General features: G+C 71.0%; 28 protein-coding genes. 14 read left to right on the forward strand and 14 right to left on the reverse strand.

What is annotated here, in order from left to right; all coding sequences use genetic code 11:
- Window positions 1–6: 6 nt before the first annotated feature.
- Genes meaB through ACRAKI_RS32630 form a run of 3 tightly spaced genes read right to left on the reverse strand, consistent with a single transcriptional unit; the run spans window position 7 to window position 4,998 of the window.
- Window positions 7–1,005: a methylmalonyl Co-A mutase-associated GTPase MeaB gene (gene meaB, locus ACRAKI_RS32620; protein WP_447004327.1), complete on the reverse strand. Its 999-nt coding sequence runs from the start codon at window positions 1,003–1,005 to the stop codon at window positions 7–9.
- Window positions 998–3,211 carry a methylmalonyl-CoA mutase gene (gene scpA / locus ACRAKI_RS32625; RefSeq protein ID WP_447004328.1) on the reverse strand — a complete coding sequence of 738 codons (2,214 nt, stop codon included), beginning with the start codon at window positions 3,209–3,211 and terminating at the stop codon, window positions 998–1,000. Before scpA ends, meaB begins: the two co-directional genes overlap by 8 nt.
- A complete protein-coding gene (locus ACRAKI_RS32630; protein WP_447008581.1) occupies window positions 3,208–4,998 on the reverse strand; it encodes a methylmalonyl-CoA mutase family protein in 1,791 nt (596 codons plus the stop codon). The genes scpA and ACRAKI_RS32630 overlap by 4 nt, the downstream gene beginning before the upstream one ends.
- Before the next feature lie 103 nt (window positions 4,999–5,101).
- Here ACRAKI_RS32630 and ACRAKI_RS32635 point away from each other — a divergent pair, with 103 nt between their 5' ends.
- The 3 genes from ACRAKI_RS32635 to ACRAKI_RS32645 are packed head-to-tail and all read left to right on the forward strand — an operon-like array spanning window position 5,102 to window position 9,310.
- Window positions 5,102–6,781 (forward strand): serine/threonine-protein kinase, encoded by a 1,680-nt coding sequence (locus ACRAKI_RS32635; protein WP_447004329.1) that lies wholly within the window; start codon window positions 5,102–5,104, stop codon window positions 6,779–6,781.
- A gap of 56 nt (window positions 6,782–6,837) precedes the next feature.
- Complete coding sequence (locus ACRAKI_RS32640) at window positions 6,838–7,650, forward strand: purine-nucleoside phosphorylase (protein ID WP_447004330.1); 813 nt, start codon at window positions 6,838–6,840, stop codon at window positions 7,648–7,650.
- Between the two features lie 34 nt (window positions 7,651–7,684).
- Window positions 7,685–9,310, forward strand: a complete 1,626-nt coding sequence (locus tag ACRAKI_RS32645) for a phospho-sugar mutase (RefSeq protein ID WP_447004331.1) — start codon at window positions 7,685–7,687, stop codon at window positions 9,308–9,310.
- On the opposite strand, the gene ACRAKI_RS32650 is transcribed toward ACRAKI_RS32645, so the two are convergent.
- Window positions 9,297–9,629, reverse strand: a complete 333-nt coding sequence (locus ACRAKI_RS32650; RefSeq protein ID WP_447004332.1) for a hypothetical protein — start codon at window positions 9,627–9,629, stop codon at window positions 9,297–9,299. The two genes, ACRAKI_RS32645 and ACRAKI_RS32650, sit on opposite strands and share 14 nt — an antisense overlap.
- A gap of 141 nt (window positions 9,630–9,770) precedes the next feature.
- On the opposite strand from ACRAKI_RS32650, the gene ACRAKI_RS32655 reads away from it, so the two are divergent.
- Window positions 9,771–10,220 (forward strand): flavodoxin family protein, encoded by a 450-nt coding sequence (locus ACRAKI_RS32655; protein WP_447004333.1) that lies wholly within the window; start codon window positions 9,771–9,773, stop codon window positions 10,218–10,220.
- An 80-nt stretch (window positions 10,221–10,300) separates the two neighbouring features.
- Here ACRAKI_RS32655 and ACRAKI_RS32660 read toward each other — a convergent pair whose 3' ends face one another.
- The 5 genes from ACRAKI_RS32660 to ACRAKI_RS32680 all read right to left on the reverse strand — a co-directional run bounded on the left by ACRAKI_RS32660 (window position 10,301) and on the right by ACRAKI_RS32680 (window position 13,786).
- A complete protein-coding gene (locus ACRAKI_RS32660) occupies window positions 10,301–11,230 on the reverse strand; it encodes an aldo/keto reductase (RefSeq protein ID WP_447008582.1) in 930 nt (309 codons plus the stop codon).
- 92 nt (window positions 11,231–11,322) lie between these two features.
- Window positions 11,323–12,231: an aldo/keto reductase gene (locus ACRAKI_RS32665; RefSeq protein ID WP_447008583.1), complete on the reverse strand. Its 909-nt coding sequence runs from the start codon at window positions 12,229–12,231 to the stop codon at window positions 11,323–11,325.
- 44 nt (window positions 12,232–12,275) lie between these two features.
- Entirely contained in the window at window positions 12,276–12,659 is a 384-nt protein-coding gene (locus ACRAKI_RS32670; RefSeq protein WP_447004334.1) for a MerR family transcriptional regulator, read from the reverse strand.
- A 148-nt stretch (window positions 12,660–12,807) separates the two neighbouring features.
- Window positions 12,808–13,191, reverse strand: coding sequence for a type II toxin-antitoxin system death-on-curing family toxin (locus ACRAKI_RS32675; RefSeq protein WP_447004335.1), 384 nt, complete (start codon window positions 13,189–13,191; stop codon window positions 12,808–12,810).
- A 388-nt stretch (window positions 13,192–13,579) separates the two neighbouring features.
- Entirely contained in the window at window positions 13,580–13,786 is a 207-nt protein-coding gene (locus ACRAKI_RS32680; protein ID WP_184925023.1) for a type II toxin-antitoxin system VapB family antitoxin, read from the reverse strand.
- A gap of 74 nt (window positions 13,787–13,860) precedes the next feature.
- On the opposite strand from ACRAKI_RS32680, the gene ACRAKI_RS32685 reads away from it, so the two are divergent.
- Window positions 13,861–14,454 carry a TetR/AcrR family transcriptional regulator gene (locus ACRAKI_RS32685; RefSeq protein ID WP_447004336.1) on the forward strand — a complete coding sequence of 198 codons (594 nt, stop codon included), beginning with the start codon at window positions 13,861–13,863 and terminating at the stop codon, window positions 14,452–14,454.
- A 66-nt stretch (window positions 14,455–14,520) separates the two neighbouring features.
- On the opposite strand, the gene ACRAKI_RS32690 is transcribed toward ACRAKI_RS32685, so the two are convergent.
- From ACRAKI_RS32690 to ACRAKI_RS32700, 3 genes are all read right to left on the reverse strand, one after another.
- On the reverse strand, window positions 14,521–15,837 hold the full coding sequence (locus ACRAKI_RS32690; protein WP_447004337.1) for a glycoside hydrolase family 18 protein: 1,317 nt from the start codon (window positions 15,835–15,837) through the stop codon (window positions 14,521–14,523).
- 163 nt (window positions 15,838–16,000) lie between these two features.
- On the reverse strand, window positions 16,001–16,627 hold the full coding sequence (upp, locus tag ACRAKI_RS32695; protein WP_447004338.1) for a uracil phosphoribosyltransferase: 627 nt from the start codon (window positions 16,625–16,627) through the stop codon (window positions 16,001–16,003).
- Window positions 16,628–16,671: 44 nt separating this feature from the next.
- Entirely contained in the window at window positions 16,672–16,947 is a 276-nt protein-coding gene (locus ACRAKI_RS32700) for a hypothetical protein (protein ID WP_447004339.1), read from the reverse strand.
- Window positions 16,948–17,143: 196 nt separating this feature from the next.
- Here ACRAKI_RS32700 and ACRAKI_RS32705 point away from each other — a divergent pair, with 196 nt between their 5' ends.
- Window positions 17,144–18,124 carry a Gfo/Idh/MocA family protein gene (locus ACRAKI_RS32705; RefSeq protein ID WP_447004340.1) on the forward strand — a complete coding sequence of 327 codons (981 nt, stop codon included), beginning with the start codon at window positions 17,144–17,146 and terminating at the stop codon, window positions 18,122–18,124.
- Here ACRAKI_RS32705 and ACRAKI_RS32710 read toward each other — a convergent pair whose 3' ends face one another.
- Window positions 18,125–18,325: a hypothetical protein gene (locus ACRAKI_RS32710; RefSeq protein WP_447004341.1), complete on the reverse strand. Its 201-nt coding sequence runs from the start codon at window positions 18,323–18,325 to the stop codon at window positions 18,125–18,127.
- Window positions 18,326–18,421: 96 nt separating this feature from the next.
- Here ACRAKI_RS32710 and ACRAKI_RS32715 point away from each other — a divergent pair, with 96 nt between their 5' ends.
- The 8 genes from ACRAKI_RS32715 (at window position 18,422) to ACRAKI_RS32750 (ending at window position 24,129) form a co-directional block, all read left to right on the forward strand.
- Complete coding sequence (locus tag ACRAKI_RS32715) at window positions 18,422–19,258, forward strand: helix-turn-helix domain-containing protein (protein ID WP_447004342.1); 837 nt, start codon at window positions 18,422–18,424, stop codon at window positions 19,256–19,258.
- Window positions 19,259–19,275: 17 nt separating this feature from the next.
- Window positions 19,276–19,443 carry a DUF397 domain-containing protein gene (locus ACRAKI_RS32720; protein WP_447004343.1) on the forward strand — a complete coding sequence of 56 codons (168 nt, stop codon included), beginning with the start codon at window positions 19,276–19,278 and terminating at the stop codon, window positions 19,441–19,443.
- The gene (locus ACRAKI_RS32725) at window positions 19,440–19,625 is read left to right on the forward strand and encodes a hypothetical protein (protein WP_447004344.1); all 186 of its coding nucleotides are present in this window, start codon (window positions 19,440–19,442) and stop codon (window positions 19,623–19,625) included. Before ACRAKI_RS32720 ends, ACRAKI_RS32725 begins: the two co-directional genes overlap by 4 nt.
- A gap of 44 nt (window positions 19,626–19,669) precedes the next feature.
- Entirely contained in the window at window positions 19,670–19,831 is a 162-nt protein-coding gene (locus tag ACRAKI_RS32730) for a hypothetical protein (protein WP_447004345.1), read from the forward strand.
- A 33-nt stretch (window positions 19,832–19,864) separates the two neighbouring features.
- Window positions 19,865–20,512 carry a DUF1707 SHOCT-like domain-containing protein gene (locus tag ACRAKI_RS32735; protein WP_447004346.1) on the forward strand — a complete coding sequence of 216 codons (648 nt, stop codon included), beginning with the start codon at window positions 19,865–19,867 and terminating at the stop codon, window positions 20,510–20,512.
- 338 nt (window positions 20,513–20,850) lie between these two features.
- The gene (gene deoC / locus ACRAKI_RS32740; RefSeq protein WP_447004347.1) at window positions 20,851–21,816 is read left to right on the forward strand and encodes a deoxyribose-phosphate aldolase; all 966 of its coding nucleotides are present in this window, start codon (window positions 20,851–20,853) and stop codon (window positions 21,814–21,816) included.
- Window positions 21,813–23,246, forward strand: a complete 1,434-nt coding sequence (locus ACRAKI_RS32745) for an aldehyde dehydrogenase family protein (protein ID WP_447008584.1) — start codon at window positions 21,813–21,815, stop codon at window positions 23,244–23,246. Before deoC ends, ACRAKI_RS32745 begins: the two co-directional genes overlap by 4 nt.
- On the forward strand, window positions 23,239–24,129 hold the full coding sequence (locus ACRAKI_RS32750; RefSeq protein ID WP_447004348.1) for an aldehyde dehydrogenase family protein: 891 nt from the start codon (window positions 23,239–23,241) through the stop codon (window positions 24,127–24,129). Before ACRAKI_RS32745 ends, ACRAKI_RS32750 begins: the two co-directional genes overlap by 8 nt.
- A gap of 5 nt (window positions 24,130–24,134) precedes the next feature.
- Here ACRAKI_RS32750 and ACRAKI_RS32755 read toward each other — a convergent pair whose 3' ends face one another.
- Window positions 24,135–24,704, reverse strand: coding sequence for a hypothetical protein (locus ACRAKI_RS32755; protein WP_447004349.1), 570 nt, complete (start codon window positions 24,702–24,704; stop codon window positions 24,135–24,137).
- Between the last annotated feature and the right edge of the window lie 26 nt (window positions 24,705–24,730).

Raw genomic sequence — 24,730 nt, forward strand, 5'->3', positions numbered from 1 at the left:
ACTCGTTCACAGACCGTGTCCGAGCTCGCGGAACGCGGACAGGATGCGTTCGGCGGCCAGCGTGGCGGTCAGTTCGCCATCACGCACCTGCCGCTCGACCTCGGGCACGACCGCGCGCACGGCGGGCGCCGAGCGCAGGCTCCTGAGCAGCTGGTCGTGCACCATCGCCCAGGTCCAGTCCACCTGCTGGCGACGACGCCGTTCGGCCAGCTCACCGGCCTCTTCGAGGGCCGCCCGGTGCTTGCCGACCTGCTGCCACACGGTGTCCAGCCCGGTGCCGTCCAGACCGCTGCACGTCAGCACGGGCGGGTGCCACACGGCGTCCGGCGGGCGCAGCATCCGCAGCGCGCCGGCCAGCTCACGGGCCGCCTTGCGGGCGTCCATCTCGTGCGGCCCGTCGGCCTTGTTGACCGCGATCACGTCGGCCAGCTCCAGCACGCCCTTCTTGATGCCCTGGAGCTGGTCGCCGGTGCGCGCGAGGGTGAGGAACAGCGAGCAGTCCGTCATGTTCGCCACGGCGACCTCGGACTGGCCGACGCCGACCGTCTCGACCAGCACCACGTCGAAACCGGCGGCCTCGACCAGGACGATCGACTCACGGGTCGCCTTGGCCACGCCGCCGAGCGTGCCGGACGTCGGCGACGGCCGGATGAACGCCGCCGGGTCGACCGCGAGCCTGGCCATCCGGGTCTTGTCGCCCAGGATCGAGCCACCGGTCCTGGTGGACGACGGGTCGACCGCCAGCACGGCGACCCGGTGGCCCTGCGCGGTCAGCATCGAGCCGAACGCGTCGATGAACGTCGACTTGCCCACGCCGGGCACGCCGGTGATGCCGACGCGGTGCGCGCCACCCGAGTGCGGCAGCAGCTCGACCAGCAGCTCCTGCGCCAGCGCCCGGTGGTCCGCGCGCGTCGACTCGACCAGCGTGATGGCCTGGGCCAGCGTGCTGCGGTTGCCGGCGAGCACGCCCTTGGCGTACTCGCCGACGTCGATCCGCTTAGCCATCGTGTCCCGGCTGGTCAGCACCGGAGGCACCGAACTCCGGGTGGCCCAGCTGCACGGCGAGCTTGCGCAGCAGGTCGCCTGCCGCGTCGGCGATGACCGTGCCGGGCGGGAAGATCGCCGCCGCACCCGCCTCGCGCAGCGCGTCGAAGTCCTGCGGCGGGATCACGCCGCCGACCACGATCATGATGTCCTCGCGGCCGGACTCGGCCAGCGCCGAGCGCAGCGCGGGCACCAGCGTGAGGTGACCGGCGGCCAGCGACGACACCCCGACGATGTGCACGTCCGCCTCGACGGCCTGGCGGGCGACCTCGTCCGGGGTCTGGAAGAGCGGGCCGACGTCCACGTCGAAGCCGAGGTCGGCGAACGCGGTCGCGATCACCTTCTGGCCGCGGTCGTGCCCGTCCTGGCCCATCTTGGCGACCAGGATGCGCGGGCGGCGCCCCTCGGCCTCGGCGAACGCCGCCACGACCTCGCGCGTCGACTCCACGTTGGACACGGAACCGGCCTCCTCGCGGTACACGCCGGTGATGGTGCGGATCTGCGCGGAGTGCCGGCCCCACACCTTGCCCAGCGCCTCGGAGATCTCGCCGACGGTGGCCTTGGCGCGGGCCGCGGAGATGGCCAGCTCCAGCAGGTTCCCGTCCGCACCGGCCGCACGGGTCAGCGCGTCGAGCGCACCGTCCACGGCGGACTGGTCGCGTTCTTCGCGCAGCCGGGCCAGCTTCGCGAGCTGCTGCGCGCGCACACCGGCGTTGTCCACCTTGAGCACGTCGATGTGCTCGTCGAACTCCACCTGGTACTTGTTCACGCCGATCACCGGCTGCCGACCGGAGTCGATCCGCGCCTGGGTGCGCGCGGCGGCCTCCTCGATGCGCAGCTTCGGGATGCCCGCGTCGATGGCCTGCGCCATGCCGCCCGCGGCCTCGACCTCGCTGATGTGCGACCACGCGCGGTGCGCCAGGTCGTGGGTGAGGCGTTCGACGAACGCGCTGCCGCCCCACGGGTCGATCACCCGGTTGGTGCCCGACTCCTGCTGGAGCAGCAGCTGGGTGTTGCGGGCGATGCGCGCGGAGAAGTCGGTCGGCAGCGCCAGCGCCTCGTCCAGCGCGTTGGTGTGCAACGACTGCGTGTGGCCCTGGGTCGCGGCCATCGCCTCGACGCACGTGCGGGCGACGTTGTTGAACACGTCCTGCGCGGTGAGCGACCAGCCGGACGTCTGGCAGTGCGTGCGCAGCGACAGCGACTTCGGGTTCTTCGCGTCGAAGCCCTTCACGAGCTTCGCCCACAGCAGCCGGGCCGCGCGGAGCTTGGCGACCTCCATGAAGAAGTTCATGCCGACGGCCCAGAAGAACGAGAGCCGGGGCGCGAACGCGTCGATGTCCAGGCCCGCGTCGCGGCCCGCGCGCAGGTACTCCACGCCGTCCGCGAGCGTGTACGCCAGCTCCAGGTCGGCCGTCGCGCCGGCTTCCTGCATGTGGTAGCCGGAGATCGAGATGGAGTTGAACTTCGGCATCCGCTGCGAGGTGAACGAGAAGATGTCGGAGATGATCCGCATCGACGGCTGCGGCGGGTAGATGTAGGTGTTGCGGACCATGAACTCCTTGAGGATGTCGTTCTGGATGGTCCCGGCCAGCTGCTCCGGCGCCACCCCCTGCTCCTCGGCCGCGACGACGTAGAGCGCCAGGATCGGCAGCACCGCGCCGTTCATGGTCATCGACACGCTCATCTTGTCCAGCGGGATGCGGTCGAACAGTTGGCGCATGTCGTAGATCGAGTCGATGGCCACGCCCGCCATGCCGACGTCACCGGCCACCCGGGGGTGGTCCGAGTCGTAGCCGCGGTGGGTGGCCAGGTCGAACGCGACCGAGAGGCCCTTCTGGCCGGCCGCGAGGTTGCGGCGGTAGAAGGCGTTGGACTCCTCGGCGGTGGAGAACCCGGCGTACTGCCGGATCGTCCACGGCTGGTTCACGTACATCGTCGGGTACGGGCCGCGCAGGAACGGCGCGATGCCCGGGTAGGTGCCCAGGAAGTCGAGACCCTCGGTGTCCCCGGCCGTGTAGACGGGCTTGACGCCGATGCCCTCCGGCGTCTCCCACATCAGCGCGTCCGCGCCCTTGCCGGTCGCCTCCTGGAGCGCGGCCTGCCACTGCGCGGCGGTGGCGGTGGTGGGCTCGCCGAGGTCGACCTCGGCGAAGTTCGGGATCATCGCTGGACTCCGCTGGAGGTAGGGATGGCAAGTGCCTCGAACGCGTGCTCCAGCACGTCCAGTGCCGAGCAGCCCGTGAACACGTACTCGTCGACCTGCGCGTCCGATTTCCTGCCCGCCAGCAGGATGCGCTCGGCACCGGCGGCACGCAGCGCTTCCGCCACGGGCGCGGCCAGCTCCGCGTAGCTCGTCTCGCTGCCGCACAGGCACGCGATCCGGGCGCCGCTCTCGCGGAACCGCTCGACCACGTCCTCGACGGTCTTGGTGGGACCGGCGTTCGGCGTCTCGATGCCGCCCGCCTGGAACAGGTTCGCCGCGAACGACGCGCGCGCGGTGTGCGCGGCGACCGGGCCGAGGGTGGCGAGGAAGACCTTCGGGCGTTCCGGGGCGGCCTCCGCCGCGTCCCGCAGCACCTCGTACGGCTCGGCGTAGCGGATGCGCGGCAGGCCGCCGCCGGGCTCCGCCGGCGCGGGCGGGCGGATTACGGGCTGCTCGCCCAGGTTCGGGAACTCGCTGACGCCGGTGATCGCGTCGGACCGGTCGGCCAGGCGCGTCCGACGGTTCTCCCAGGTCAGGGCGATGCGCTCGGCGACGAGGTCGAACGCCGCCGGCAGCCCGCCCGCGGCCTCGATCTCCTGGAACCACGACCACGCGGCGTGCGCGAGGTCGTCGGTGAGCCGTTCCACGTACCAGGAGCCGCCGGCCGGGTCGATCACACCGGCCAGCCGGGACTCCTCCAGCAGCAGCGACTGGGTGTTGCGGGCGATGCGCCGCGAGAAGTCGTCGGAGAGGCCGATGGCCGCGTCGAACGGCAGCACGGTCACCGCGTCCGCGCCGCCGAGGCCCGCGCCGAAGCACGCCAGGGTGGTCCGGAGCATGTTCACCCACGGGTCGCGGCGGGTCATCATCGCGGGCGACGTGACCGCGTGCTGGAGCTGCGGGCTCGTCGCGCCGGCGACCTCGGTGACCCGCGCCCAGAGCCGCCTCCCGGCGCGGAACTTGGCGATGGTGAGGAACTGGTCGGCGGACGCCGCGTACCGGAACTCCAGCAGCCGCACGGCTTCCGCGACGCTCAGCCCGGTCCCGGTCAGGTGCCGCAGGTACGCGACACCGGCTGCGAGGGACGCGCCGAGTTCCTGCGCGTCCGAGCCACCGGCCTCGTGGAACGGAAGACCGTCCACGACGACCACACGCAGCTCGGGGAACGCCCGTGCCCTGCCCAGGAGATCGGTCAACGCGCCGAAGTCGGCGGGAAGTCCGGTGCGCGCCCGCACGCCCAGCGGGTCCGCGCCGAGGTTGCCCCGCACCTCGCTCGGCAGCACCGGCCGCTGGTCCCAGACCCGCAGCATGGCGCGGCCGGCGTCGAGGAAGTCCGCGCCCCCGTCGACCACCACCGGCGCGAGGTCCAGGTAGACGTCGGCCAGCACGTCGCCGTACGCGGACGGGTCGAGGCCCTTCAGCCACAGCGACGTGACGCCGTTCTCCAGGTCGGCCATGACCGCGTTGCGGTCCGCCACCCGGTGCTGTTGCCGCACGTCCCATCCCTCGACCGCGCCCTGCGGGCGACTGCCGCGGGTGAACGGCGCCAAGCCGGGGAAACCGGCGTCCGGCACCTGGTCACCGGCCGTGTAGAGCGGCTGGACCTCGATGCCGTCGTAAGTCGTGGTGATCAGTGAACCGAAGTCGGCACCCGACTTCCGCAGCACACCCTGGACCAGCTCCAGCCACTGCTCGCGGTCAGGGGTGGGGAACTCGGCGGCCAGCGCCAACTCGCCTGACGGCTCCATCATGCTCCGCAGTCTTGTTTACCGGTGAGTACGGCGGCTATGTGAGGTTCACCGCCGTGAACGATGCAGACGCCAGTCTTCCACGGGGGTGAATGATGGCGCAGTGGAAACGGAGCGTCTGATCGCCGGCCGCTACCGCCTGCTGCACGTGCTCGGGCGCGGCGCGATGGGCACGGTTTGGGCCGCACACGATGAAGTCCTGCGCAGGGACGTCGCCGTGAAGGAGATCCTGCGCCCTCCGGGCACGCCCGACGACGAAGCGGAGTTGCTTCGGGAACGCACACTCCGCGAGGCGCGCTCGGCCGCCGCCCTGGCCCATCCGAACCTCGTGACGCTCTACGACGTGGTGCAGGTCGACGGCGACCCCTACGTGGTGATGGAGCTGGTGCCGTCGTCGTCGCTGGCGGACGTGGTGCGGCAGCGCGGGCCGCTGACCGACGTGCAGGGCGCGGTCGTGGCGGACGCGGTCGCCGCCGCGCTGGAGGCCGCGCACCGGGCCGGGATCACGCACCGGGACGTGAAACCGGGCAACGTGCTGGTCGCGGACGACGGCCGGGTGAAGCTGACCGACTTCGGCATCGCGCGCAACGTCGCCGAGGCCACCCTGACCAGCCGCGGGATCATGCTGGGCACACCCGCGTTCATCGCGCCCGAGGTGGCGGCGGGCGGCGAGGTGTCGTTCGCGGCGGACCAGTGGTCGCTGGGCGCGACGCTGTTCGCGGCGATGACCGGGCAGCAGCCGTACGAGGGCGCGAACGTGCTCCAGACGATCAACGAGGTGGTGCACGGCGAGGTGCCGTCCGCGTCGGCGTGCGGCGCGTTGGAGCAGGTGGTCGCGGGCTTGATGACGAAGACGCCCGACGAGCGGATGTCCTTGGGCGAGGTGCGGCGGCTGGTCCGGCCGCTGCTGCCCGAGCTGGGGACCGACGTGTTCCCCGTTGCCGCCGCGCCCCGCCCGGTGGTGGAGATCGAACGGCCGCCGCCGGTCGTGCTCAAGCCGCCGATCGCGCCGGACACCCCGCTGGCGTCCGACCCCGGGCCCCTCCCGTTCGTCCTGGTGGAGCCGCCGACCCTTGAGCTGCTGCGGCGGCGTCCGACCGCGAGCGCGCTGGTGGCGCTGTCCGCGATGGTGCTGTTCGCCATCGGCAGCGCGTCTGGCTTCGCGCTGGCCAGGACCGTCGCCGGCGCGTCCCTGCTGCCGCCGCCCCCGCAGAGCACGCCGACCCTGCCCGTGATCACCGGGACGCCGTCGCTGCTGCCCGTCACCGCCTCGGCCGCCGCCGCGAACGGCGAGCAGGGCGCGGAGTTCACCATCGACGTCGGGCCGGACTGGACCAGCTTCCTGGAGCAGCGGACGAACAACGGGCTCGGACCGAGCACGGTCGTGCACCTGGTCGCGCCGAACGGGCTGTACGAGGTGGCGGTGCAGCGGTTCCCGGACTTCTACGACAAGAACACGATCACCGACTACGTGGAGCTGGTCCGGTCGAGGTGGGCGGAGGACCAGTACTTCGGCGAGTCGCTGGAGGCGACGGACGGCCTGCCGCAGGGTGGGCGTGAGCAGGCCCTCCAGTTCGGCTACCGGACCGTGGAACGGGCTACCACGTTGGCCCGCGGCGCCGCTCCCGCCGGCCCTGACCTGCGGCGCAGCCGGTATTCGCGGGTACTGCCACGGGGGAACGACCTGTGGGTGGTGGAGGTCGTGGTGCCGACCGAGCAGGAGGAGATGGGCCGGGACCGGCTGTTCGACACCATCGCCAACACGTTCACGGTGCGGGATTAGCGTCGGCGGCGACGGGCTGCGGGCAGCGCGCGGGGGCGGCTATTAGGCTCGCGGCCGTGACCGCCACCAGTGAGAGCACCACCCCCGAAGCCCTGGCCACCGACGCGGCGAAGGCCTTGGCCGAGCGGACCGGGGTGGCCAAGCACGACATCGCCGTGGTCCTCGGTTCGGGTTGGCGCCCGGCCGCCGACCTGATCGGCGAGCCCACCGCCGAGGTGCCGATGGGCGAGCTGCCCGGGTTCGAGCCGCCCACCGCCGTGGGCCACGGCGGCACCGTCCGCTCGGTGGTCGTCGGCGACAAGAACGTGCTGGTCATGCTGGGCCGCACGCACGGCTACGAGGGCAAGGGCGTGACCAAGGTCGTGCACGGCGTGCGCACGGCGGCCGCGGCGGGCGTCTCCACGGTCGTGCTGACCAACGCGGCCGGCGGCCTGCGCCAGGGCATGGCGGTCGGCCAGCCGGTGCTGATCGGCGACCACCTGAACCTGACCGCGTCGTCACCGCTGGTCGGCGCGCGGTTCGTGGACCTCACCGACCTGTACTCGCCGCGGCTGCGGCAGCTCGCGCGGGAGATCGACCCGTCGCTGGAGGAAGGCGTCTACGCGGGCCTGCCCGGTCCGCACTTCGAGACGCCCGCCGAGATCCGGATGCTGCGCACCATGGGCGCGGACCTGGTCGGCATGTCCACCGTGCTGGAGGCCATCGCGGCGCGCGCGGAGGGCGTGGAGGTGTTCGGCCTGTCGCTGGTGACGAACCTGGCCGCGGGCATCACGGGTGAGCCGCTCAACCACGAAGAGGTGCTGGAGGCCGGTCAGGCCGCGGCGAGCCGGATGGGCGCGCTGCTGCGCGACCTCGTGGAGCAGGCGTAGGACCTCCGGACGTTCCCCTCTCAGCGGAGGTTCGATGACGAACAGCCTGACCCCGGCCCTGCGTGACGCGGCGTTCCGCTGGATCGCCGACGACCCGGACCCCGTGACGCGCCTGGAGCTGCAATCCGTCCTGGCACGGGCGATGGGCGGCGACGCCTCGGCGGCCGACGACCTGGCGGACCGGATGGCGGGCCCGTTGACGTTCGGCACGGCCGGGCTGCGCGGGCCGGTGCGGGCCGGGCCGAACGGGATGAACCGGGCCGTGGTCATCCGCACCACCGCCGGGCTCGCCGCGTGGCTCAAGGCGAACGGGCACGTCGGCACGGTGTTCGTCGGCCGCGACGCGCGGCACGGGTCGGAGGACTTCGCCGCCGCGACGGCCGGTGTGCTGGCGGGAGCCGGGTTCACCGTGCGGGTGCTGCCGGGGCCGTTGCCCACGCCGATCCTGGCCTTCCTGGTCAAGCGGCACGACGCGGTGGCGGGCGTGCAGATCACCGCGTCCCACAACCCGCCCGCGGACAACGGCTACAAGCTGTACCTGGCCGGCGGTGGGCAGATCGTGCCGCCGGAGGACCGGGCGATCGAGGCGGCGATCCGGGGTGTGCCGGCCGCCGTGTCGGTGCCGCTGTCGGACGACTACCTGCCGGTGTCCGACGCGGAGGTGGACGAGTACCTGGACCGGGTCGCGTCGCTGCCGCGCGGTGTGGCGCGTGACCTGCGGGTGGTGTTGACGCCGATGCACGGTGTCGGCGGCGCGACGGCGGTGGACGCGTTGCGGCGGGCCGGGTTCAGCGACGTGCGGGTGGTGCGGGAGCAGGCCGTACCCGACCCGTCGTTCCCGACTGTGTCGTTCCCGAACCCGGAGGAGCCGGGGGCGGCGGACCTGGTGCTGGAGCTGGCGGCGGCCGAGTCGGCCGACCTGGCCATCGCGTTGGACCCGGACGCGGACCGGTGCGCGCTGGGCGTCCGGGAGCGGGACGGGTCGTGGCGGATGCTGCGCGGCGACGAGACCGGCGTGCTGCTCGGGTCGATGGTGTTGTCCACTGTGGACGTGCCTGATCCGTTGGTGGCCACGACGATCGTGTCGTCGTCGTTGCTGAAGTCGGTCGCGGCGGCGCGCGGCGCGCGCTACGCGGAGACGTTGACGGGGTTTAAGTGGTTGGTGCGCGCGGGCGAGGGGTTGGTGTTCGCGTACGAGGAGGCGTTGGGCAACTGCGTCGACCCGGCGTACGTGAACGACAAGGACGGCATCTCGGCGGCCGTGGTGGCGTGCGACCTGGCGGCCGGGCTGAAGGCGTCCGGGCGCACCCTGCTGGACGCGCTGGACCAGCTCGCCGTCGAGCACGGCCTGCACCTGACCGACCAGGTCTCACTGCGGTTCACCGACCTGAGTCGGATCGGGGCGCTGATGGCCCGGTTGCGCGCCGAGCCGCCGGCCGGCTTCGCCTTCGAGGACCTGCTGCCGGAGGCCGACGTCGTCAGGCTGACGGAGGAAGGCGTGCGGGTCGTCGTGCGTCCGTCCGGGACGGAGCCGAAGCTCAAGGCGTACCTGGAGGTCGTGGAACCGGTGTCCGACGACCTGCCGGCGGCCCGCGCGCGTGCCGAAGGTCGGTTGGCCGACCTGCGGGCTCAGGTGTCGGACCTGCTCACGACGCGATAGCGATCAGCAGGCAGAGCACGGCGACGGCGAGCGCACCGCCCGCCACCAGGTAAGGACGCCTGGTCGGCGGGCTCACCGGGCGGGACCGGTTCTGCGTGGCGGCGGCGACCGAGATCCGGCCCGCGATGTAGCTGACCGTGCACAGCGCCACACCGGCGGCCAGGATCATCGTGTTGACGTCCCACGGGCTGTGGTCGACCCCCGGCCACAGCGCGATGGCCACCAGCGGCAGGCCGATGAGCCCGACCCCGATGCCGACCCCGGCACCCCAGGTGATGCGCCGGTTCCGCTCCATCGTGGCGATACTTCGAGTTTCCATGACTCCCTCCCGTGCACTGCTACTACTGAAGACGCACAACGGCCCCGTCGGTTCCCGGCGGCTGAGAACCGGCTCGTCACGACGCGTGACCATGCTACCGAGCGGTTGCGCGGGGGGCCGGTGCGCGGCAGCCTGTCCCGCGTGCCCCGCCTGTTGATCGTGCACCACACGCCGTCACCCGCCATGCACGAACTGTTCGAGGCGGTCGTCAGCGGTGCGACGGACCCGGAGATCGAGGGTGTCGAGGTAGTCCGCCGGCCCGCGCTGTCGGCGACGGCGTCCGACGTGCTGGAGGCCGACGGCTACCTGCTCGGCACGCCCGCCAACATCGGCTACATCAGCGGCGCGCTGAAGCACTTCTTCGACACCGTCTACTACCCGTGCCTGGACGCGACGCGCGGTCGGCCGTTCGGGGCTTACGTGCACGGGAACCTGGGCACCGAGGGTGCGTTGAAGGCGTTGCGGGACATCACGACCGGGCTCAAGTGGAAGCCCGTGGTGGAGCCGCTGTCGCTCACCGGGGCGCCGGACGGCGCGGCGCGGCAGCAGTGCCGGGAGTTGGGCGCCACCATCGCGGCGTCCCTGATGTGACCTGTGTCGGCGCTGACGTGCCGCGTCAGCGCCGACGTGGTCGGTCGCGCCGTCCGTGATCGGCCCGGCGCTGTCGTGGCCTACCGGCCGAGCGAACCCATGATCTCCGCCGGGTAGCGGGTGCCGGCCACCGCGTCGGCGGGCACGGCGGCGGCGATGCGGGCCAGCTGCGCGTCGGTCAGGTCGAGGTCGGCCGCGGCCGCGTTCTCCTCCAGGTACTTGACCCGCTTGGTGCCCGGGATCGGCACCGCGCCCTGGTGGTGCACCCACGCCAGCGCGATCTGGCCGGGCGTCACGTCGTGCTCGCGGGCCACCTCGCCCAGCGACTCCACCAGCGCGAGGTTGCGCGCGAAGTTCTCGTCGGCGAACCGGGGCTGGGTCGCCGGGCGGAAGTCGCCGGCCGCGAAGTCGTCCTTCGACGTGTACCGGCCGGTGAGGAAGCCGCGGCCCAGCGGCGAGTACGCGACGATCCCGATGCCCAGCTCGCGGCACGTCGGCACGACCTCGGCCTCGATGTCCCGCGAGAACAGCGACCACTCGGTCTGCACGGCCGCGATCGGGTGCACGGCGTGCGCCCGCCGGATCGTCCCGGCGCCCGCCTCGGACAGCCCGATGTGCCGGACCTTGCCCTGCGCGACGAGTTCGGCCATCGCGCCGACGGTGTCCTCGATCGGCACGTTCGGGTCGACCCGGTGCTGGTAGTACAGGTCGATGTGGTCGGTGCCCAACCTGCGCAACGACGCCTCGGCGGCCTGCTTGACGTACTCCGGGTCGCCGCGCAGACCCCACTCGGAACGCGGTGCGCCCGGCTCGCGGACCACCGCGAACTTCGTCGCCAGCACCACCTCGTCCCGGCGCGTCGCGATGGCCCGGCCGACCAGCTCCTCGTTGGTGAACGGCCCGTACATGTCGGCCGTGTCGAGGAACCTGACGCCCAGGTCCAGGGCGCGGTGGATGGTGGCGGTGGACTCGGCTTCGTCACCGGGTCCGTAGAAGTCGCTCATGCCCATGCAGCCAAGACCTTGCGCGCTCACTTCGAGCGCGCCCAACCGGCGGTTCTCCACGGTGTCGCTCTTCCCCTCGGTGGAACTGCTGGATCGCTTCACTGGTTCGACAGCTTCAGGAACTCGGCCGGGTAGCGGTCGCCCGCGACGGCCGGCGCCGCGTCCTCGATCGCCCGGAGGTCGTCGCCGCTCAGCTCCAGGTCGGCGGCGGCGACGTTCTCCTCCAGGTACTCGACCCTCTTGGTGCCCGGGATGGGCACGACGTGCTCGCCCTGGTGGTGCACCCAGGCCAGCGCCAGCTGACCGGCGGTGACGCCACGCTCGGCGGCGAGTGCCCGCAGGGCGGTGACGATCGCCGTGTTGCGGGCGAAGTTCTCCTCGGCGAACCGGGGCAGGGTGCGGCGCATGTCGTCGTCGGCGAGGTCGGCGACGGACGTGACGCGGCCGGTCAGGAATCCCCGCCCGAGCGGCGAGAACGGCACGATGCCGATCCCCAGCTCGCGGCACGTCGGCGCGACCTCGGCCTCGACGTCCCGCGTCCACAGCGACCACTCGCTCTGGAGCGCGGTGATCGGGTGCACGGCGTGCGCGCGGCGGATCGTCCCGGCGCCCGCCTCGGACAGGCCCAGGTGGCGGACCTTGCCCGCGGCGACCAGCTCGGCCATCGCGCCGACGGTCTCCTCGATCGGCACGGCCGGGTCGACCCGGTGCAGGTAGTAGAGGTCGACGTGGTCGGTGTCGAGGCGGCGCAGCGACGCCTCGACGGCCTGCTCGACGTAGCCGGCGTCGCCGCGCGGGCGGCGGTCGGGGTCGGCGAGACCGAACTTGGTGGCGAGCACGACCTCGTCGCGGCGGGACTTGATCGCCCGCCCCACCAGCTCCTCGTTCAGGCCCGCGCCGTAGACGTCGGCGGTGTCGAGGAGCGTGACGCCCAGGTCCAGCGCGCGGTGGATGGTGGCGACGGACTCGCGTTCGACCCCCACGCCGTAGGACTGGCTCATGCCCATGCAGCCCAGGCCCTGCTTGCCGACCCGGAGTTCGCCCAGCAGCGTCACGCGGTGATCCCCTCGATGAAGGTCTGCTCGATCTGCTCGTAGTGCGAGATCTTGTACTCGAGCACTTCAAGGCACGACTGCAACTCGGCGATGCGCTCGCGCACGGACGTCCGGTGCTCGAAGAGGATCTGCTTGCGACGCCCGGCCGTGGTCGCGCCTCGGTGCCGGAGCTGCGCGTACTCGCGCATCATGCGAATGGGCATGCCGGTGGTGCGGAGACGGGTCAGGAAGACGAGCCAGCCGAGGTCGTCGTCGCTGTAGTTGCGCCGCCCGCCGGAGTCCCGAGCGGGCGGGTCGACCAGACCGATCCGTTCGTAGTAGCGCAGCGTGTCGATCGACAACCCGCTGTGCTCGGCCGCTTGGGCGATCGAGTAAGTCACGGTGTCGACGGTAGGAGCTGGAGTGCGCTCCAGGTCAACCCGATTCGCGCACTCGGCCCGATTCTCCTCGGGACTCGTCGTCCGGAGTCGTCAGGAGTCGGTGGGAGTCGTCGGCGGGGTTGTCCGGGCACCGGGCGACCGGCGGGGGTCAGTCGTCTTTGGGCATGCTCCAGGCCTCAAGGTGCGCGGCCATGCCGGAGACGTCTATCTGGTCCCGGCCCAGCGCCCGCACCAGGCCCAGGGCGTCGTCTTCCGCCGCGTCGATCCACCAGCCGTTGATGTCGCACAACGTCACCGCCGCGACCCAGCCCAGCCGCCAGTTGCCCTCGGCCAACGGGCGGGTGCGGACGATGGAATCGAGCAGCGCGGAAGCTTTCAGCCAGAGCGTGTCGTAAGCCTCGACCCCCAGCACAGTCGCCCTGGGGCGGTGGGCTGCGGAATCGAGGAGACCTAAGTCGCGCACGACCAGGTCCCCGCCCGTGACGGCGGTCGCCAGCACGAGCAAGTCGCCGGCGTCGAGGTAGTTGACCACTGCTTGACGCGCTCCCTGTCCTGAAGGCCCGGGACTCCGGTGCGGCCACGCCGCGTCCGGTATGCCTCTTGCGGCACCGCCCACCCCCTCAGGTCCGTATCGCCTCCCCGCCCGACAGGCGGCGAGGAACTTGTCGACCGCGTTGTGCACCGAGGTGCAACCTGGACGCAGTCTGATCTTCAACGGCGAACCATACCGGTGCGCTTCCGATCGCCGTGGCCGTTCACAGAGGTGGAGCGGTGAACAACCGGCATGATCGCGGTTGAGCTGCATGGATGGATCTTATCGAACATAAGTTCGAACGGCGAGGGCGCCATGATTCGATCACCCGAAGGTGTGGCGCGCGTCCTCGGCGGTGCGGGATCCCGCACTCGGCAGGCCGGTCGGATCAGGCGGAGCCAAGGCGGTCGAGCAGACCCCGGTACTTGGGGAGCACGCGCCCGAGGACCTCGGACAGCTGCTCCTCCTTCTGCAACCTGGCCCACCGCTCGGCCAACGCCAAGCGCACGACCTCCTGCTTCGAACGCCCCTCGGCCGCGGCGAGTTCGTCGAGCCGCCGGTTCTCCTCTTCGCTCAGACGCAGAGTCATCGCCATGGAAAAGACGGTACCAACTTGATACCACGTTGACTAGACCACGTTACATAACACTGTTGCGATACGATGGACGAGTGCCACGACCCAAGACCCACGACGACGCGCTCCGCGCCCGCCTGCTCGAACGCGCGGGAGAGCTGCTGTCCGCCGAAGGGCCTGGCGCTTTGAGCTTGCGCAGGCTCGCGGCCGATGTCAACACGTCCACGACCGCCGTCTACTCGCTGTTCGGCGGCAAGCCCGCGTTGCTGAACTCCGTGTACGAGGAGGCGTTCCGCCGATTCGGTGAACGTCTCGCCGCCGTGCCGCAGACCGACGACCCGGTTGAGGACATCGTCCAGATGGGCTTGGCGTACCGGGAGAGCGCCCTCGCCGACCCCCAGTTCTACCTGGTGATGTTCAGCAAGGTGGTGCCGGACTTCAAGCCTTCGGAGGAGACCGAGGACGCCGCCGTGCAGACGTTCCACCCGGTGGTCCGGGACGTCGGGCGCGCGGTCGAGTCGGGGATGTTCGTGCAGGAGCCGCACGAGCGGATCGCGGTGGCGATGTGGGGCATGGTGCACGGCCTGGTGAGCCTGGAGCTCAACGGCAACCTGCCGCCGGGCGTCGAGATCGCTCCGGTCTACGAGCGCGCGTTGCGTGCGTACGCGGACGGTTGGCGCAGGCGCTGAACGAGAAGGTGGGGCCCGGGGAGGCGGCCGCCGCGAAACCTCCCCGGACCCCGTGGACTGTCCGCGTTACCGGGACAGTCCGCTGGTGAGCGCCTTGATCAGCTCGCCGTCGGCGGTGTCGCCGTCGAGGGACCAGATCATCGCGCCGCCAAGGCGCCGTTCCGCCACGTAACGGCCCTTGCGCTTCATCTCGACCGGGTCGTCCCAGGTCCAGAACGTCGTGCCGTCGAACAGCCACGCGTGGCCGGCCTTGTTGTCCCGGTGCACGGTGAAGTTCGGCAGCTGCGCCTTGAGCACCCGGTAGTCCTCGTACCCGGCCTCGTAGGTCGCGGGGGCGGGGCCGGCGGCGGGCTGGAACAGGCCCTTGTTCTCGTTGCGCACGCCGGTCCAGCCCCGGCTGTAGAACGGCACGCCCATGACGACCTTGCTCTTCGGCGCGCCGGACTTCAGGTAGTGGTCGATCGCCACCTGGGAGCTGAACGGCGGCGCGGTCGGGTCGGCCGCGGGAGTGCGGATCGAGGACTGCTGGTTGGTCAGCGGATCCCAGGCCCCGTGGTAGTCGTAGCCCTGGATCGTGGCGAAGGTCAGCAGTCGGAAGACCTTGGCGACCTCGAAGCCCCGGTCCACCTGGCGCGGGTCGGCGGGCAGGAACGCGGTGAGGTCGTAGCGCTCGCCGGTCTGCCGGGTGAGCTTGCCGAGCTGCTTGCGGTACTCCACGAGGAGCGCGGTGAAGTTCTGCTTGTCCTCGGGGCGGACCACGTTGCCGGGTGCGGCTTCCGACGAAGGCCACTCCCAGTCGAGGTCCACGCCGTCGAACACGCCTGCCGCGGCGTTCGGTGCGGCGTCGGGGAAGTTGCCCTTGAGCCACATGTCGATGCACGAGGCGACGTGGGCGGCGCGGGACTCGGGCGTGAGGGCGGCGTTGGAGAAGTACTTGGAGCCGGTCCAGCCGCCGAGGGAGATGTTGACCCGCAGCCCGGGGTGCTTGGCCTTGAGCTGCTTGAGCTGGTTGAGGTTGCCGGACAGCGGTTGGCCGGCGACGTCGGCGGTGCCGTCGACGCTCTGCTCGGCGCTGAACGGCCGCTGGTAGTCGGCCCACGGGTCGGCGCTGACGCACTTGCCGGCCTCGTCCAGGAAGCCGAACGCGTAGTTCAGGTGGGTGAGGCGCGGCGCGCTGCCGTTGGCGACGAGGTCCTTGACCAGGAAGTTCCGGTCGTAGCCGCTCCACTGCGTGTAGTACCCGACCGTCAGCGCCTTGTGCTTGCCGCCGTGGCGGTCACCGCCGTGCCTGGCGTCCGCGTCGTGGGCGACGGCTTGTGGCGCGAGCGACACGGTCATCGCGGTGGCCAGGAGGGCGGGAAGCACCCATCTTCGACTCGACATGCTTCTCCTCGCGGGGGCGGCAGCTCTCAGCTGTGGTCCAGACCACGCTAACGATAAGGTCTAGACCACCTCTACCCCCGAACGGCCCAATCCGCCCACGTGAGTCCTGTGTCGGGAACGCGTGAGTCCTACGTCCCGAGCGCAGGACTCACGTGGGGTGGAGTCAGTGGACGGCGCCGTACTGGCGGTCGCCGGCGTCGCCGAGGCCGGGGACGATGAAGCCCGAGTCATTCAGGCGTTCGTCGATGCTGGCGGTGACGAGGCGGACGGGGAGGCCCGACCCCTCCAGGTGCTTGATCCCCTCGGGGGCGGCCAGCGCGCACACGGCGGTCACGTCCGTCGCGCCGCGGTCGGTGAGCAGGCGGATCGTGTACGCCATGGAACCGCCCGTGGCGAGCATCGGGTCCAGCACGAACACCGGACGGCCGGCCAGCGACTCGGGCAGCGACTCCATGTACGGCGTCGGCTGGAGCGTCTCCTCGTCGCGCGCCAGGCCGACGAAGCCCATCTGCGCGTCCGGGATCAGCTTGTGCGCCTGGTCCGCCATGCCGAGACCGGCACGCAGCACGGGCACCAGCAGGGGCGGGTTGGCCAGGCGGTAGCCGGTGGTCCGGGCGACGGGCGTGTGCACCCGCTCCTCCGCCACCGGCAGGTCACGCGTGGCCTCGTAGACGAGCATCACGGTGAGTTCCTGCAACGCGGCGCGGAAGGCCGCGTTGTCGGTGCGGGCGTCGCGCATGGTGGTCAGCCGCGCCCTGGCCAGTGGGTGATCGACAACGAGGACGTCCATGGTCGAACAGTATGTGGTACGTGTAGGCGATGCCCGACGGCTCGTTACCCACCTCCGTCGTCCGCCTGGCCGCCCGGGACGATCGAGGTCGACTTCCCGGCGCTGGACGGCGTCTCGGTGGCGGCACGCGTGCACTCGTGGGCTCCCCCGCCGCCGGCGGAAGGCCGGCCGGACGGCGCGTGGGTCCGGGCGGTGGTGCGCGGGTACGTCGGTGGACGGCTGTTCAGGTCGCCGGTGAGCACCACCAGATCAGGCCGCAGCTCGGCGAAGTCGCCCGGCGACCACACCTGCTGCCCAGATCCGGACTTCGTCCCGGCCACTGGCGATCTTGATGCACGGCGGTGAGGAGTCGGCGGTGTTGCTGCCGGATGGGCCGTACAAAGGCGATCCAGGCGGTGACCGGCTGTGGTGGGCGGTGAAGCAGGTGCGGTTCGAGGCGGGGGAACTGGATCCGTACTACCCGGGGATTCGGCGGCTCGGGCGTGACGAGGTGCTTCCCGGGGTAACTAGCGGGGCATGACGGACCACGTTCGGATCGGGGTTCTTGGGGCGGCGCGGATCGTGCCGGCCGCGTTGGTGCGGCCGGGGCGTTCGTCGGCGGCGGTCGAGGTTTCGGCGGTGGCGGCTCGCGACGTCGGACGGGCCCGGAAGTTCGCGGATCGGTGCGGGATCGCCCGGGTGCACGGGTCGTACGACGAGTTGTTGGACGATCCGAACGTGGATGCCGTCTACATCCCGTTGCCCAACGGGCTGCACGGGCAGTGGACGTTGAAGGCTTTGGCGGCGGGGAAGCACGTGCTGTGCGAGAAGCCGTTCGCGGCCAACGCGGAGGAGGCTGCGGAGGTCGCCGCAGCTGCCCGGAAGAGCGGGCTGGTGGTGATGGAGGCGTTCCACTACCGGTACCACCCGTTGGCGTTGCGGTTGCCTGAAGTGGTCGCGGAGTTGGGGGAACTGCGGCACGTGGAGGCGCGGTTGAGCTTTCCGCTGCCTCGCTTCAAGGACATCCGGTACTCGCTGGACCTGGCCGGTGGGGCGTTGATGGACGCCGGCTGCTACGCGGTGAACATGGTCCGTTTACTGGGCGGTGAGCCGGAGGTCCGGTCGGCTCGGGCGTTGGTCAAGGAGCCGGGTGTCGACCGGGCGATGCGGGCGCAGTTGAAGTTCCCCGAAGGCCACACCGGGACCGTGGTGACGTCGATGTGGTCGCGCTCGTTGCTGCGGTTGTCGGCGAAGGTGTTGGGGGCCAACGGGTCCATGCGCGTGTTCAACCCGTTCGCACCGCAGTTCGGGCATCGGCTCACGGTGAAGCTGGACGGACATCGGCGGGTCGAGCGGTTCGACCGGCGGCCGTCGTACGAGTACCAGCTGGAGGCGTTCGCGGACGCGGTGCTGCACGGCAAGCCGTTCCCGACGACCGCGGACGACGCGGTGGCCACGATGCGGGTCGTGGACGACATCTACCGGGCCGCCGGGCTGCCCGTGCGTCAACCGACCTGATCAGGTCAGCTGCTCCAGTTGCAGGTGCGCCTCGGTCATCTCGACCAGCGTGTGGAAGTGGTCGGCCAGGCCGTCGAAGTCCGGCCGTGGCTCGGGCAGGACGGGCGGCGGTCCGGTCAGGGGTTCGATGTCCGGCGGGAGGATGGCCACGGTCATCTTCCAGGTCGCGGCGGAACCGCTGATCTGCCAGGTCTTTTCCATGCTGGAACCGTCGCGCCTTGCTACGGGGTCTCGCAACGCTCCCCTTCGGGTGACACGACTTTCGTGCCCGCGTGGCAAGACGGGACAGTCGGACCCATGACACGCAAGGGGGCATCCGTCCGGCAGCGGCGGGTATCGACGGAACTGCGGGCGCTGCGGTTGGCCAGGCGTCTGAGCTGTGCCGATGTCGCCAAGGCGATCGGCTGCTCGGAGAGCAAGATCAGCCGGATGGAGACCGGGCACCGGGGACTGCGGGCCGACGAGGTCGCTGCCATCCTCGGCTTCCTCCGCGCGCCGGCCGCGTTGCGGCAAGAACTGGTCGAGCTGGTCCGCGCCGGAGAACACCGGAACTGGCATGCCATCCACGGCAAGCTGCCCTCGAACTGGAAGGACCTGATCGGTTTCGAGGCCGAAGCCACCGCCCTCTACAACTACGAGCCAGTCCTGATACCCGGCCTCGCCCAGACCCCCGACTACGCCCGAGCCATCATCCGAGGCGGCAACGGCACGCTGTCCGAAGCCGAGCTTGACGCGTTGGTCGCCACTCGGATGGGGCGACAGGTGATCCTCAGCCGAGCGGTGGTGCACCTGCTGATGGACGAGGCAGTGCTCCAGCGCCGACTGGGCGATCCGGACATGATGCGCTCCCAACTCCAGCACCTCCTGACCATCGGCGGTCGAGGGAACGTCGTTGTCCAGGTCGTGCCATTCGACTGCGCCGCCCACCCTGGGCTGGAAGGCCCCTTCCTGCGGCTGGAGTTCGCCGATCAGCCCAGCCTTGTCTACGTCGAGAGCCGCCACACCAGCACTTTCTTGGAGGAAGGGCGGTACATCGACTCCGCTAGGCTTGCCTGGCAGAGGCTGTGCGCCTTGGCGTTGTCACCTGAGGAATCACTCGGGCTGGTCGCCGGGCTCATCGGCAAGTTGACGTGATGCGAGGAGCGCACTCCATGGACCTCACCAACGCGAACTGGCGCAAGAGCAGCCGCAGCAGCAGTCAGGCGAACTGCGTCGAGATCGCCCAAGTCGCCGACCGCGTGGCCGTCCGCGATTCGAAGAACCCCGACGGCCCGGTCCTGCTCGTCGGCAAGGTCGATTGGTCCACCTTCACCCGGTGAGCCGTGTGCTCACGGTCGTCCTGTTGGCGGCAGTGGCGCTGGCGGGGTGCCAGGAACAGGCGTCCCAGCCGGCGGCCAGATCAGGCACCGGCGAGCTGCGCACGGACCTGGAACCGCTGGTGAAGCGGTTCCCCACGCTCGCCACCGCCACCGACGCACGGTGGATGTCCGGCACGTTCTGACGCCCGGACGTCCCGGCCCGTCCACTTACTGGATCGACGCAGTGGTGACGCTGGACCCGGCGGAGGTCGAGCGGCTGGTCTCGGCCCACTCGCCCACCGCCACCGGCGAGAAGCCCGACGCCGCTGTCCAGCACGAGGACTGGCGTGCGGACGCCTACCTCGACCGGGGATCCGGGGAACTCGTGCTCGTCGCCACCGGAGCCTGACCAAACAGCGGGCACCCTCCTAGACTCACGTCTGTGAGCGACGAGCTGGTGCCGGACCCCCGTCAGATGCGTGCCTCGGACGACGACCGAGAAAAGGTCGCCAAGGTGCTCCAGCAGGCGCACGGCGAAGGCCGGCTGGACCTCCACGAGCTGGACGAACGCCTGAGCGCGCTGTACGCGGCCAAGACGTACGGCGAACTCGTGCCCCTGACCGCCGACCTCGGCGTGCCGACACCGACCGTGCTGCCGGCGACCGTCCAGCACAACTTGCCGTCTTCGCGCATCGGCGGAACGCCCGGCTCCTCGGTCTCCTTCGCCTTCTGGTCGGGCGTGGAGCGCAAGGGCGAGTGGGTCGTGCCGCCGACGCACACGGCGGTGGCGATCATGGGCGGTGTCGAGCTCGACCTGACGAAGGCCCGGTTCGCGCAGGGCGAGACGACGATCCACGCCTACGCCCTGATGGGCGGGGTGGAGATCATCGTGCCGGAGGACATCACCGTGCGGGTCGAGGGCATCGGCTTCATGGGCGCTTTCGAGGACGTCACGCACAAGGGCGCGCCGACCATCCCGGGTGGACCGGTCGTGCGGATCATGGGTTTCGCGATGATGGGCGCGGTCGAGGTGAAGCGGCCGAAGAAAAAGAAGATCAAGGGCCAGAAGCGGGACCAGCTTGAGGGCTGATTCTCCTGACCCGTGAGGTCGGGGACATCGGTGCGGGTGATTGGCCGCTCGGTGCACGTCGACCACCTGGGCACGGTGGGCACGGCTCGGTTGGCAGGGCTCGGACGGCGGCGGAGTCGGGTCAGAGGCGGCTCGTGGCTGCGGCGAGCCGGCGTGCGCCAAGGTCACGGTGCCGCTGCTCGCCAACGTGCGGGCGGTCGAGGAAGAGGTCGCGAAACCCCGTCGCGTCGGCTGACGACCTCGCCGTTCCGGGTGACCCCCCGCTGCCCGTAGTACCGCTGACCAGGCCGAAGCCACTCACTTAGGACGGCCGTCCCATTCCGCCTAGACTCGGCGACATGGCTGCTCCATCGACATCGCCGTCGCTGCCCCCGGCGCTCGCGGACGCCGTCCGCGACGACGCGTCGCTGCGCCGGTTCCTGCACGGACTGCCCGGTGTGGACCAAGTCGGCGTCGAACAGCGCGCGGCAGGTCTGGGCACCCGCAGCATCAAGAAGGCCGGCAAGATGTGGGCCATCGACACCGCCATCAGCATGGTCGACCTGACCACGCTCGAAGGCGCGGACACCCACGGCAAGGTCCGGTCGCTGGCCGCGAAGGCCCGCCGACCCGACCCGGAACGCCCGGACGTGCCCAAGGTCGCCGCACTCTGCGTCTACCCCGACATGGTCGGGACGGCGGTCAAGGAACTCGCGGGCACCGGCATCAACATCGCCAGCGTCGCCACCGCGTTCCCGTCCGGCCGGTCGAGCCTGAAGGTGAAGCTGGAGGACACCGCCTACGCCGTCGACGCGGGCGCCACCGAGATCGACATGGTGATCGACCGGGGCGCGTTCCTGTCCGGCCGGTACGGCCAGGTGTTCGACGAGATCGTGCAGGTCAAGCACGCCTGCCGGGACGCGCACCTCAAGATCATCCTGGAGACCGGCGAACTCGCCACCTACGACAACGTGCGGCGCGCGTCGTGGCTGGGCCTGCTCGCGGGAGGCGACTTCATCAAGACCTCCACCGGCAAGGTGTCCCCCGCCGCGACGCTGCCCGTCACGCACGTGATGCTGCAAGCCGTCCGCGACTGGCACACCCAGACGGGCGAGTTCAGAGGCGTGAAGCCGGCCGGCGGCATCCGCACGACCAAGGACGCGATCAAGTACCTGGTCGCGGTGCACGAGGTCGCGGGGCCGGAGTGGCTGACCGCAGACCTGTTCCGCTTCGGCGCCTCCACGCTGCTCAACGACCTGCTGATGCAGCGGCGCACCCAGTTGGAGGGCCACTACAGCGGCCCCGATTACGTGACGGTGGACTGACCATGTGGGAATACGCTCCCGCGCCAGAATCGCGGGACATCGCGAACCTCAAGCCGAACTACCGGATGTTCGTCGACGGCCAGTTCGTCGAAGGCGCCGGTGAACCGCTCAAGACCGTCAACCCCGGCACGGAAGAGGTGCTGGCCGAGGTCAGCACCGCCGCGCCGGCGGACGTGGACAAGGCAGTGAAGGCGGCCCGCCGCGCCTACGACCGGGTCTGGGGCAAGATGCCCGGCTCGGAGCGCGCCAAGTACATCTTCCGGATCGCCCGGCTGATCCAGGAACGCGGTCGTGAGCTCGCCGTCCTCGAAAGCCTGGACAACGGCAAGCCGATCAAGGAATCGCGTGACGTGGACGTGCCCACGGCCGCCGCGCACTTCTTCTACCACGCGGGTTGGGCGGACAAGCTCGGCTACGCCGGCTACGGCCCGGACCCGAAGCCGCTGGGCGTCGCTGGCCAGGTGATCCCGTGGAACTTCCCGCTGCTGATGGCCGCGTGGAAGATCGCGCCCGCGCTGGCGTGCGGCAACACGGTGGTGCTCAAGCCCGCCGAGACGACGCCGCTGACCGCGCTGGTGCTGGCGGAGATCATCCAGCAGGCCGACCTGCCGCCCGGTGTGGTCAACATCCTTCCCGGAGCGGGTGACGTCGGCGCTGCTGTCACCTCGCACCCGGACGTGGACAAGGTCGCGTTCACCGGGTCGACCGAGGTCGGCAAGCTCATCCAGCGGCAGCTCGCGGGCACCGGCCGCAAGCTCACGCTGGAGCTGGGCGGCAAGGCCGCGAACATCGTGTTCGACGACGCGCCGCTGGACCAGGCGGTCGAGGGCATCGTCAACGGCATCTTCTTCAACCAGGGCCACGTGTGCTGCGCGGGTTCCCGGCTGCTGGTGCAGGAGTCGGTGGCCGAGGAGCTGCTGGAGAAGCTGCGCGTGCGCATCTCCACGCTGCGCGTCGGCGACCCGCTGGACAAGAACACGGACGTCGGCGCGATCAACTCGCGCGAGCAGCTGGCCAAGATCCAGCAGCTGGTCGAGTCGGGTGACGCCGAGGGCGCGGAGCGCTGGACGTCCGCGTGCCCGTTGCCGGACAAGGGCTTCTACTTCGCGCCGACCGTGTTCTCGAACGTGTCGCAGGCGATGCGGATCGCCCGCGAGGAGATCTTCGGGCCGGTGCTGTCGGTGCTCACGTTCCGCACGCCGGACGAGGCGGTGGCCAAGGCGAACAACACGCCGTACGGGCTGTCCGCCGGCATCTGGACCGAGAAGGGGTCGCGCATCCTGTGGGCGGCGCAGAAGATGCGCGCCGGCGTGGTGTGGGCCAACACGTTCAACCGCTTCGACCCGACCGCCCCGTTCGGCGGCTACCAGGAGTCGGGCTTCGGCCGCGAGGGCGGTCGCACCGGGCTGGAGGCGTACCTCGATGTCTGATCGGATTTCGCTCGGCAAGGCCGAGAACCGGATCTCGGTCGCGAAGACGTACAAGCTGTACATCGGCGGCGCGTTCCCGCGTTCCGAGTCCGGCCGGTCGTACCCGGTGGTCGACGCGAAGGGCGCGTTCCTGGCCAACGCGGCGCAGGGGTCGCGCAAGGACGCCCGGGACGCGGTCGTGGCGGCGCGCAAGGCGTTCCCGGGCTGGTCCGGAGCCACGGCGTACAACCGCGGGCAGGTGCTGTACCGGGTGGCCGAGGTGCTGGAGGGCCGCCGGGACCAGTTCGTCGCCGAGGTGGCCGCGTGCGAGGGCGTCGCGGTGAAGAAGGCGCAGTCGCTGGTGGACGCGGCGATCGACCGGTGGGTCTGGTACGCGGGGTGGACCGACAAGGTGGCCACCGTGCTGGGCGGGACGAACCCGGTGGCGGGGCCGTACTTCTCGTTCTCGATGCCGGAGCCCACGGGTGTGGTCGCGGTGCTCGCGCCGCAGCAGTCGTCGCTGCTGGGGCTGATCAGCGCGGTGGCGCCGGTGATCGCGACCGGCAACACGGCGGTGGTCGTCAGCTCGCAGGACCGGCCGTTGCCGGCGGTGACGTTGTCGGAGGTGCTGGCCACGTCCGACCTGCCCGGTGGCGTGGTGAACGTGCTGACCGGGCGTACGGCGGAGATCGCGCCGTGGCTGGCTTCGCACGGTGACGTGAACGCCCTGGACCTGACCGGTGCGCCGGAGGCGACGCGGGCGGACCTGGAGCGGACGGCGGCCGGGACGGTGAAGCGCGTGCTGCGGACGCGGCCCTCGGAGGACTTCACCCGTGAGCCGGACCTGGGCCGGTTGCGGGCGTTCCTGGAGACGAAGACGGTCTGGCACCCGATGGGCGTCTGACCGGTTCAGCGGCGGCAGCCGAACACGCTGTAGCCGAGCAGGCCGGTGCAGCCGAGCACGATCGCGGTGATGGTGGCCGAGGTCGTGCCGGTCGGTTGCACCGGCCAGCTCAGCAGGCGGCTGAGCCAGTGGTCGTGCCCGGGTGGGACGACGAGCGTCATGCCGGTCCAGCCGATCGGCAACACCCACGCGGCGCGTGAGCCGAGGAGCAGCGCGCCCAGTGCGGCCAGGCCGCCGAGTCCGACGACGTCCCGGAGCACGAACGCGTCCGGTGCGATCGGGTCGGCGACCACGTCGGCGGCGAGCAGGAGCCCCGTGACGAGCGCGCCGCCGAGCAGCAGGTGCGCGGCCCGGCGGGGCGGCCAGCCGAACGCGGCCGTGCGGTCGAGCGCCCGGTCGTGCCCGCCGAGGCCGGTCCCGAGGGCGGCGACCCCGATGGCCGCGGCGAAGGCGGCGAACTGCGGGCCGCCGTCGACCGGGGCGAGGGCGGCAAGCCCGGTGACGACCGCCGTCACGACGGCCGCCGTCACCGGAACCTGCCGCGAACGCGCGTAGAGCAGCAACCACCGGGTCACGCCGCACCCCGTCCTGAGCGTTGAAC

The organism is Saccharothrix isguenensis (assembly GCF_052936305.1).

Excerpts from the sequence above, each read along its gene's own strand:
- meaB (WP_447004327.1), bottom strand. The coding sequence starts at position 1,005 with ATGGCTAAGCGGATCGACGTCGGCGAGTACGCCAAGGGCGTGCTCGCC.
- scpA (WP_447004328.1), bottom strand. The coding sequence starts at position 3,211 with ATGATCCCGAACTTCGCCGAGGTCGACCTCGGCGAGCCCACCACCGCC.
- ACRAKI_RS32630 (WP_447008581.1), bottom strand. The coding sequence starts at position 4,998 with ATGGAGCCGTCAGGCGAGTTGGCGCTGGCCGCCGAGTTCCCCACCCCT.
- ACRAKI_RS32645 (WP_447004331.1), top strand. The coding sequence starts at position 7,685 with ATGACGAACAGCCTGACCCCGGCCCTGCGTGACGCGGCGTTCCGCTGG.
- ACRAKI_RS32650 (WP_447004332.1), bottom strand. The coding sequence starts at position 9,629 with ATGGAAACTCGAAGTATCGCCACGATGGAGCGGAACCGGCGCATCACC.
- ACRAKI_RS32660 (WP_447008582.1), bottom strand. The coding sequence starts at position 11,230 with ATGGGCATGAGCGACTTCTACGGACCCGGTGACGAAGCCGAGTCCACC.
- ACRAKI_RS32665 (WP_447008583.1), bottom strand. The coding sequence starts at position 12,231 with ATGGGCATGAGCCAGTCCTACGGCGTGGGGGTCGAACGCGAGTCCGTC.
- ACRAKI_RS32680 (WP_184925023.1), bottom strand. The coding sequence starts at position 13,786 with ATGGCGATGACTCTGCGTCTGAGCGAAGAGGAGAACCGGCGGCTCGAC.
- ACRAKI_RS32690 (WP_447004337.1), bottom strand. The coding sequence starts at position 15,837 with ATGTCGAGTCGAAGATGGGTGCTTCCCGCCCTCCTGGCCACCGCGATG.
- upp (WP_447004338.1), bottom strand. The coding sequence starts at position 16,627 with ATGGACGTCCTCGTTGTCGATCACCCACTGGCCAGGGCGCGGCTGACC.
- ACRAKI_RS32705 (WP_447004340.1), top strand. The coding sequence starts at position 17,144 with ATGACGGACCACGTTCGGATCGGGGTTCTTGGGGCGGCGCGGATCGTG.
- ACRAKI_RS32710 (WP_447004341.1), bottom strand. The coding sequence starts at position 18,325 with ATGGAAAAGACCTGGCAGATCAGCGGTTCCGCCGCGACCTGGAAGATG.
- ACRAKI_RS32715 (WP_447004342.1), top strand. The coding sequence starts at position 18,422 with ATGACACGCAAGGGGGCATCCGTCCGGCAGCGGCGGGTATCGACGGAA.
- ACRAKI_RS32720 (WP_447004343.1), top strand. The coding sequence starts at position 19,276 with ATGGACCTCACCAACGCGAACTGGCGCAAGAGCAGCCGCAGCAGCAGT.
- deoC (WP_447004347.1), top strand. The coding sequence starts at position 20,851 with ATGGCTGCTCCATCGACATCGCCGTCGCTGCCCCCGGCGCTCGCGGAC.
- ACRAKI_RS32750 (WP_447004348.1), top strand. The coding sequence starts at position 23,239 with ATGTCTGATCGGATTTCGCTCGGCAAGGCCGAGAACCGGATCTCGGTC.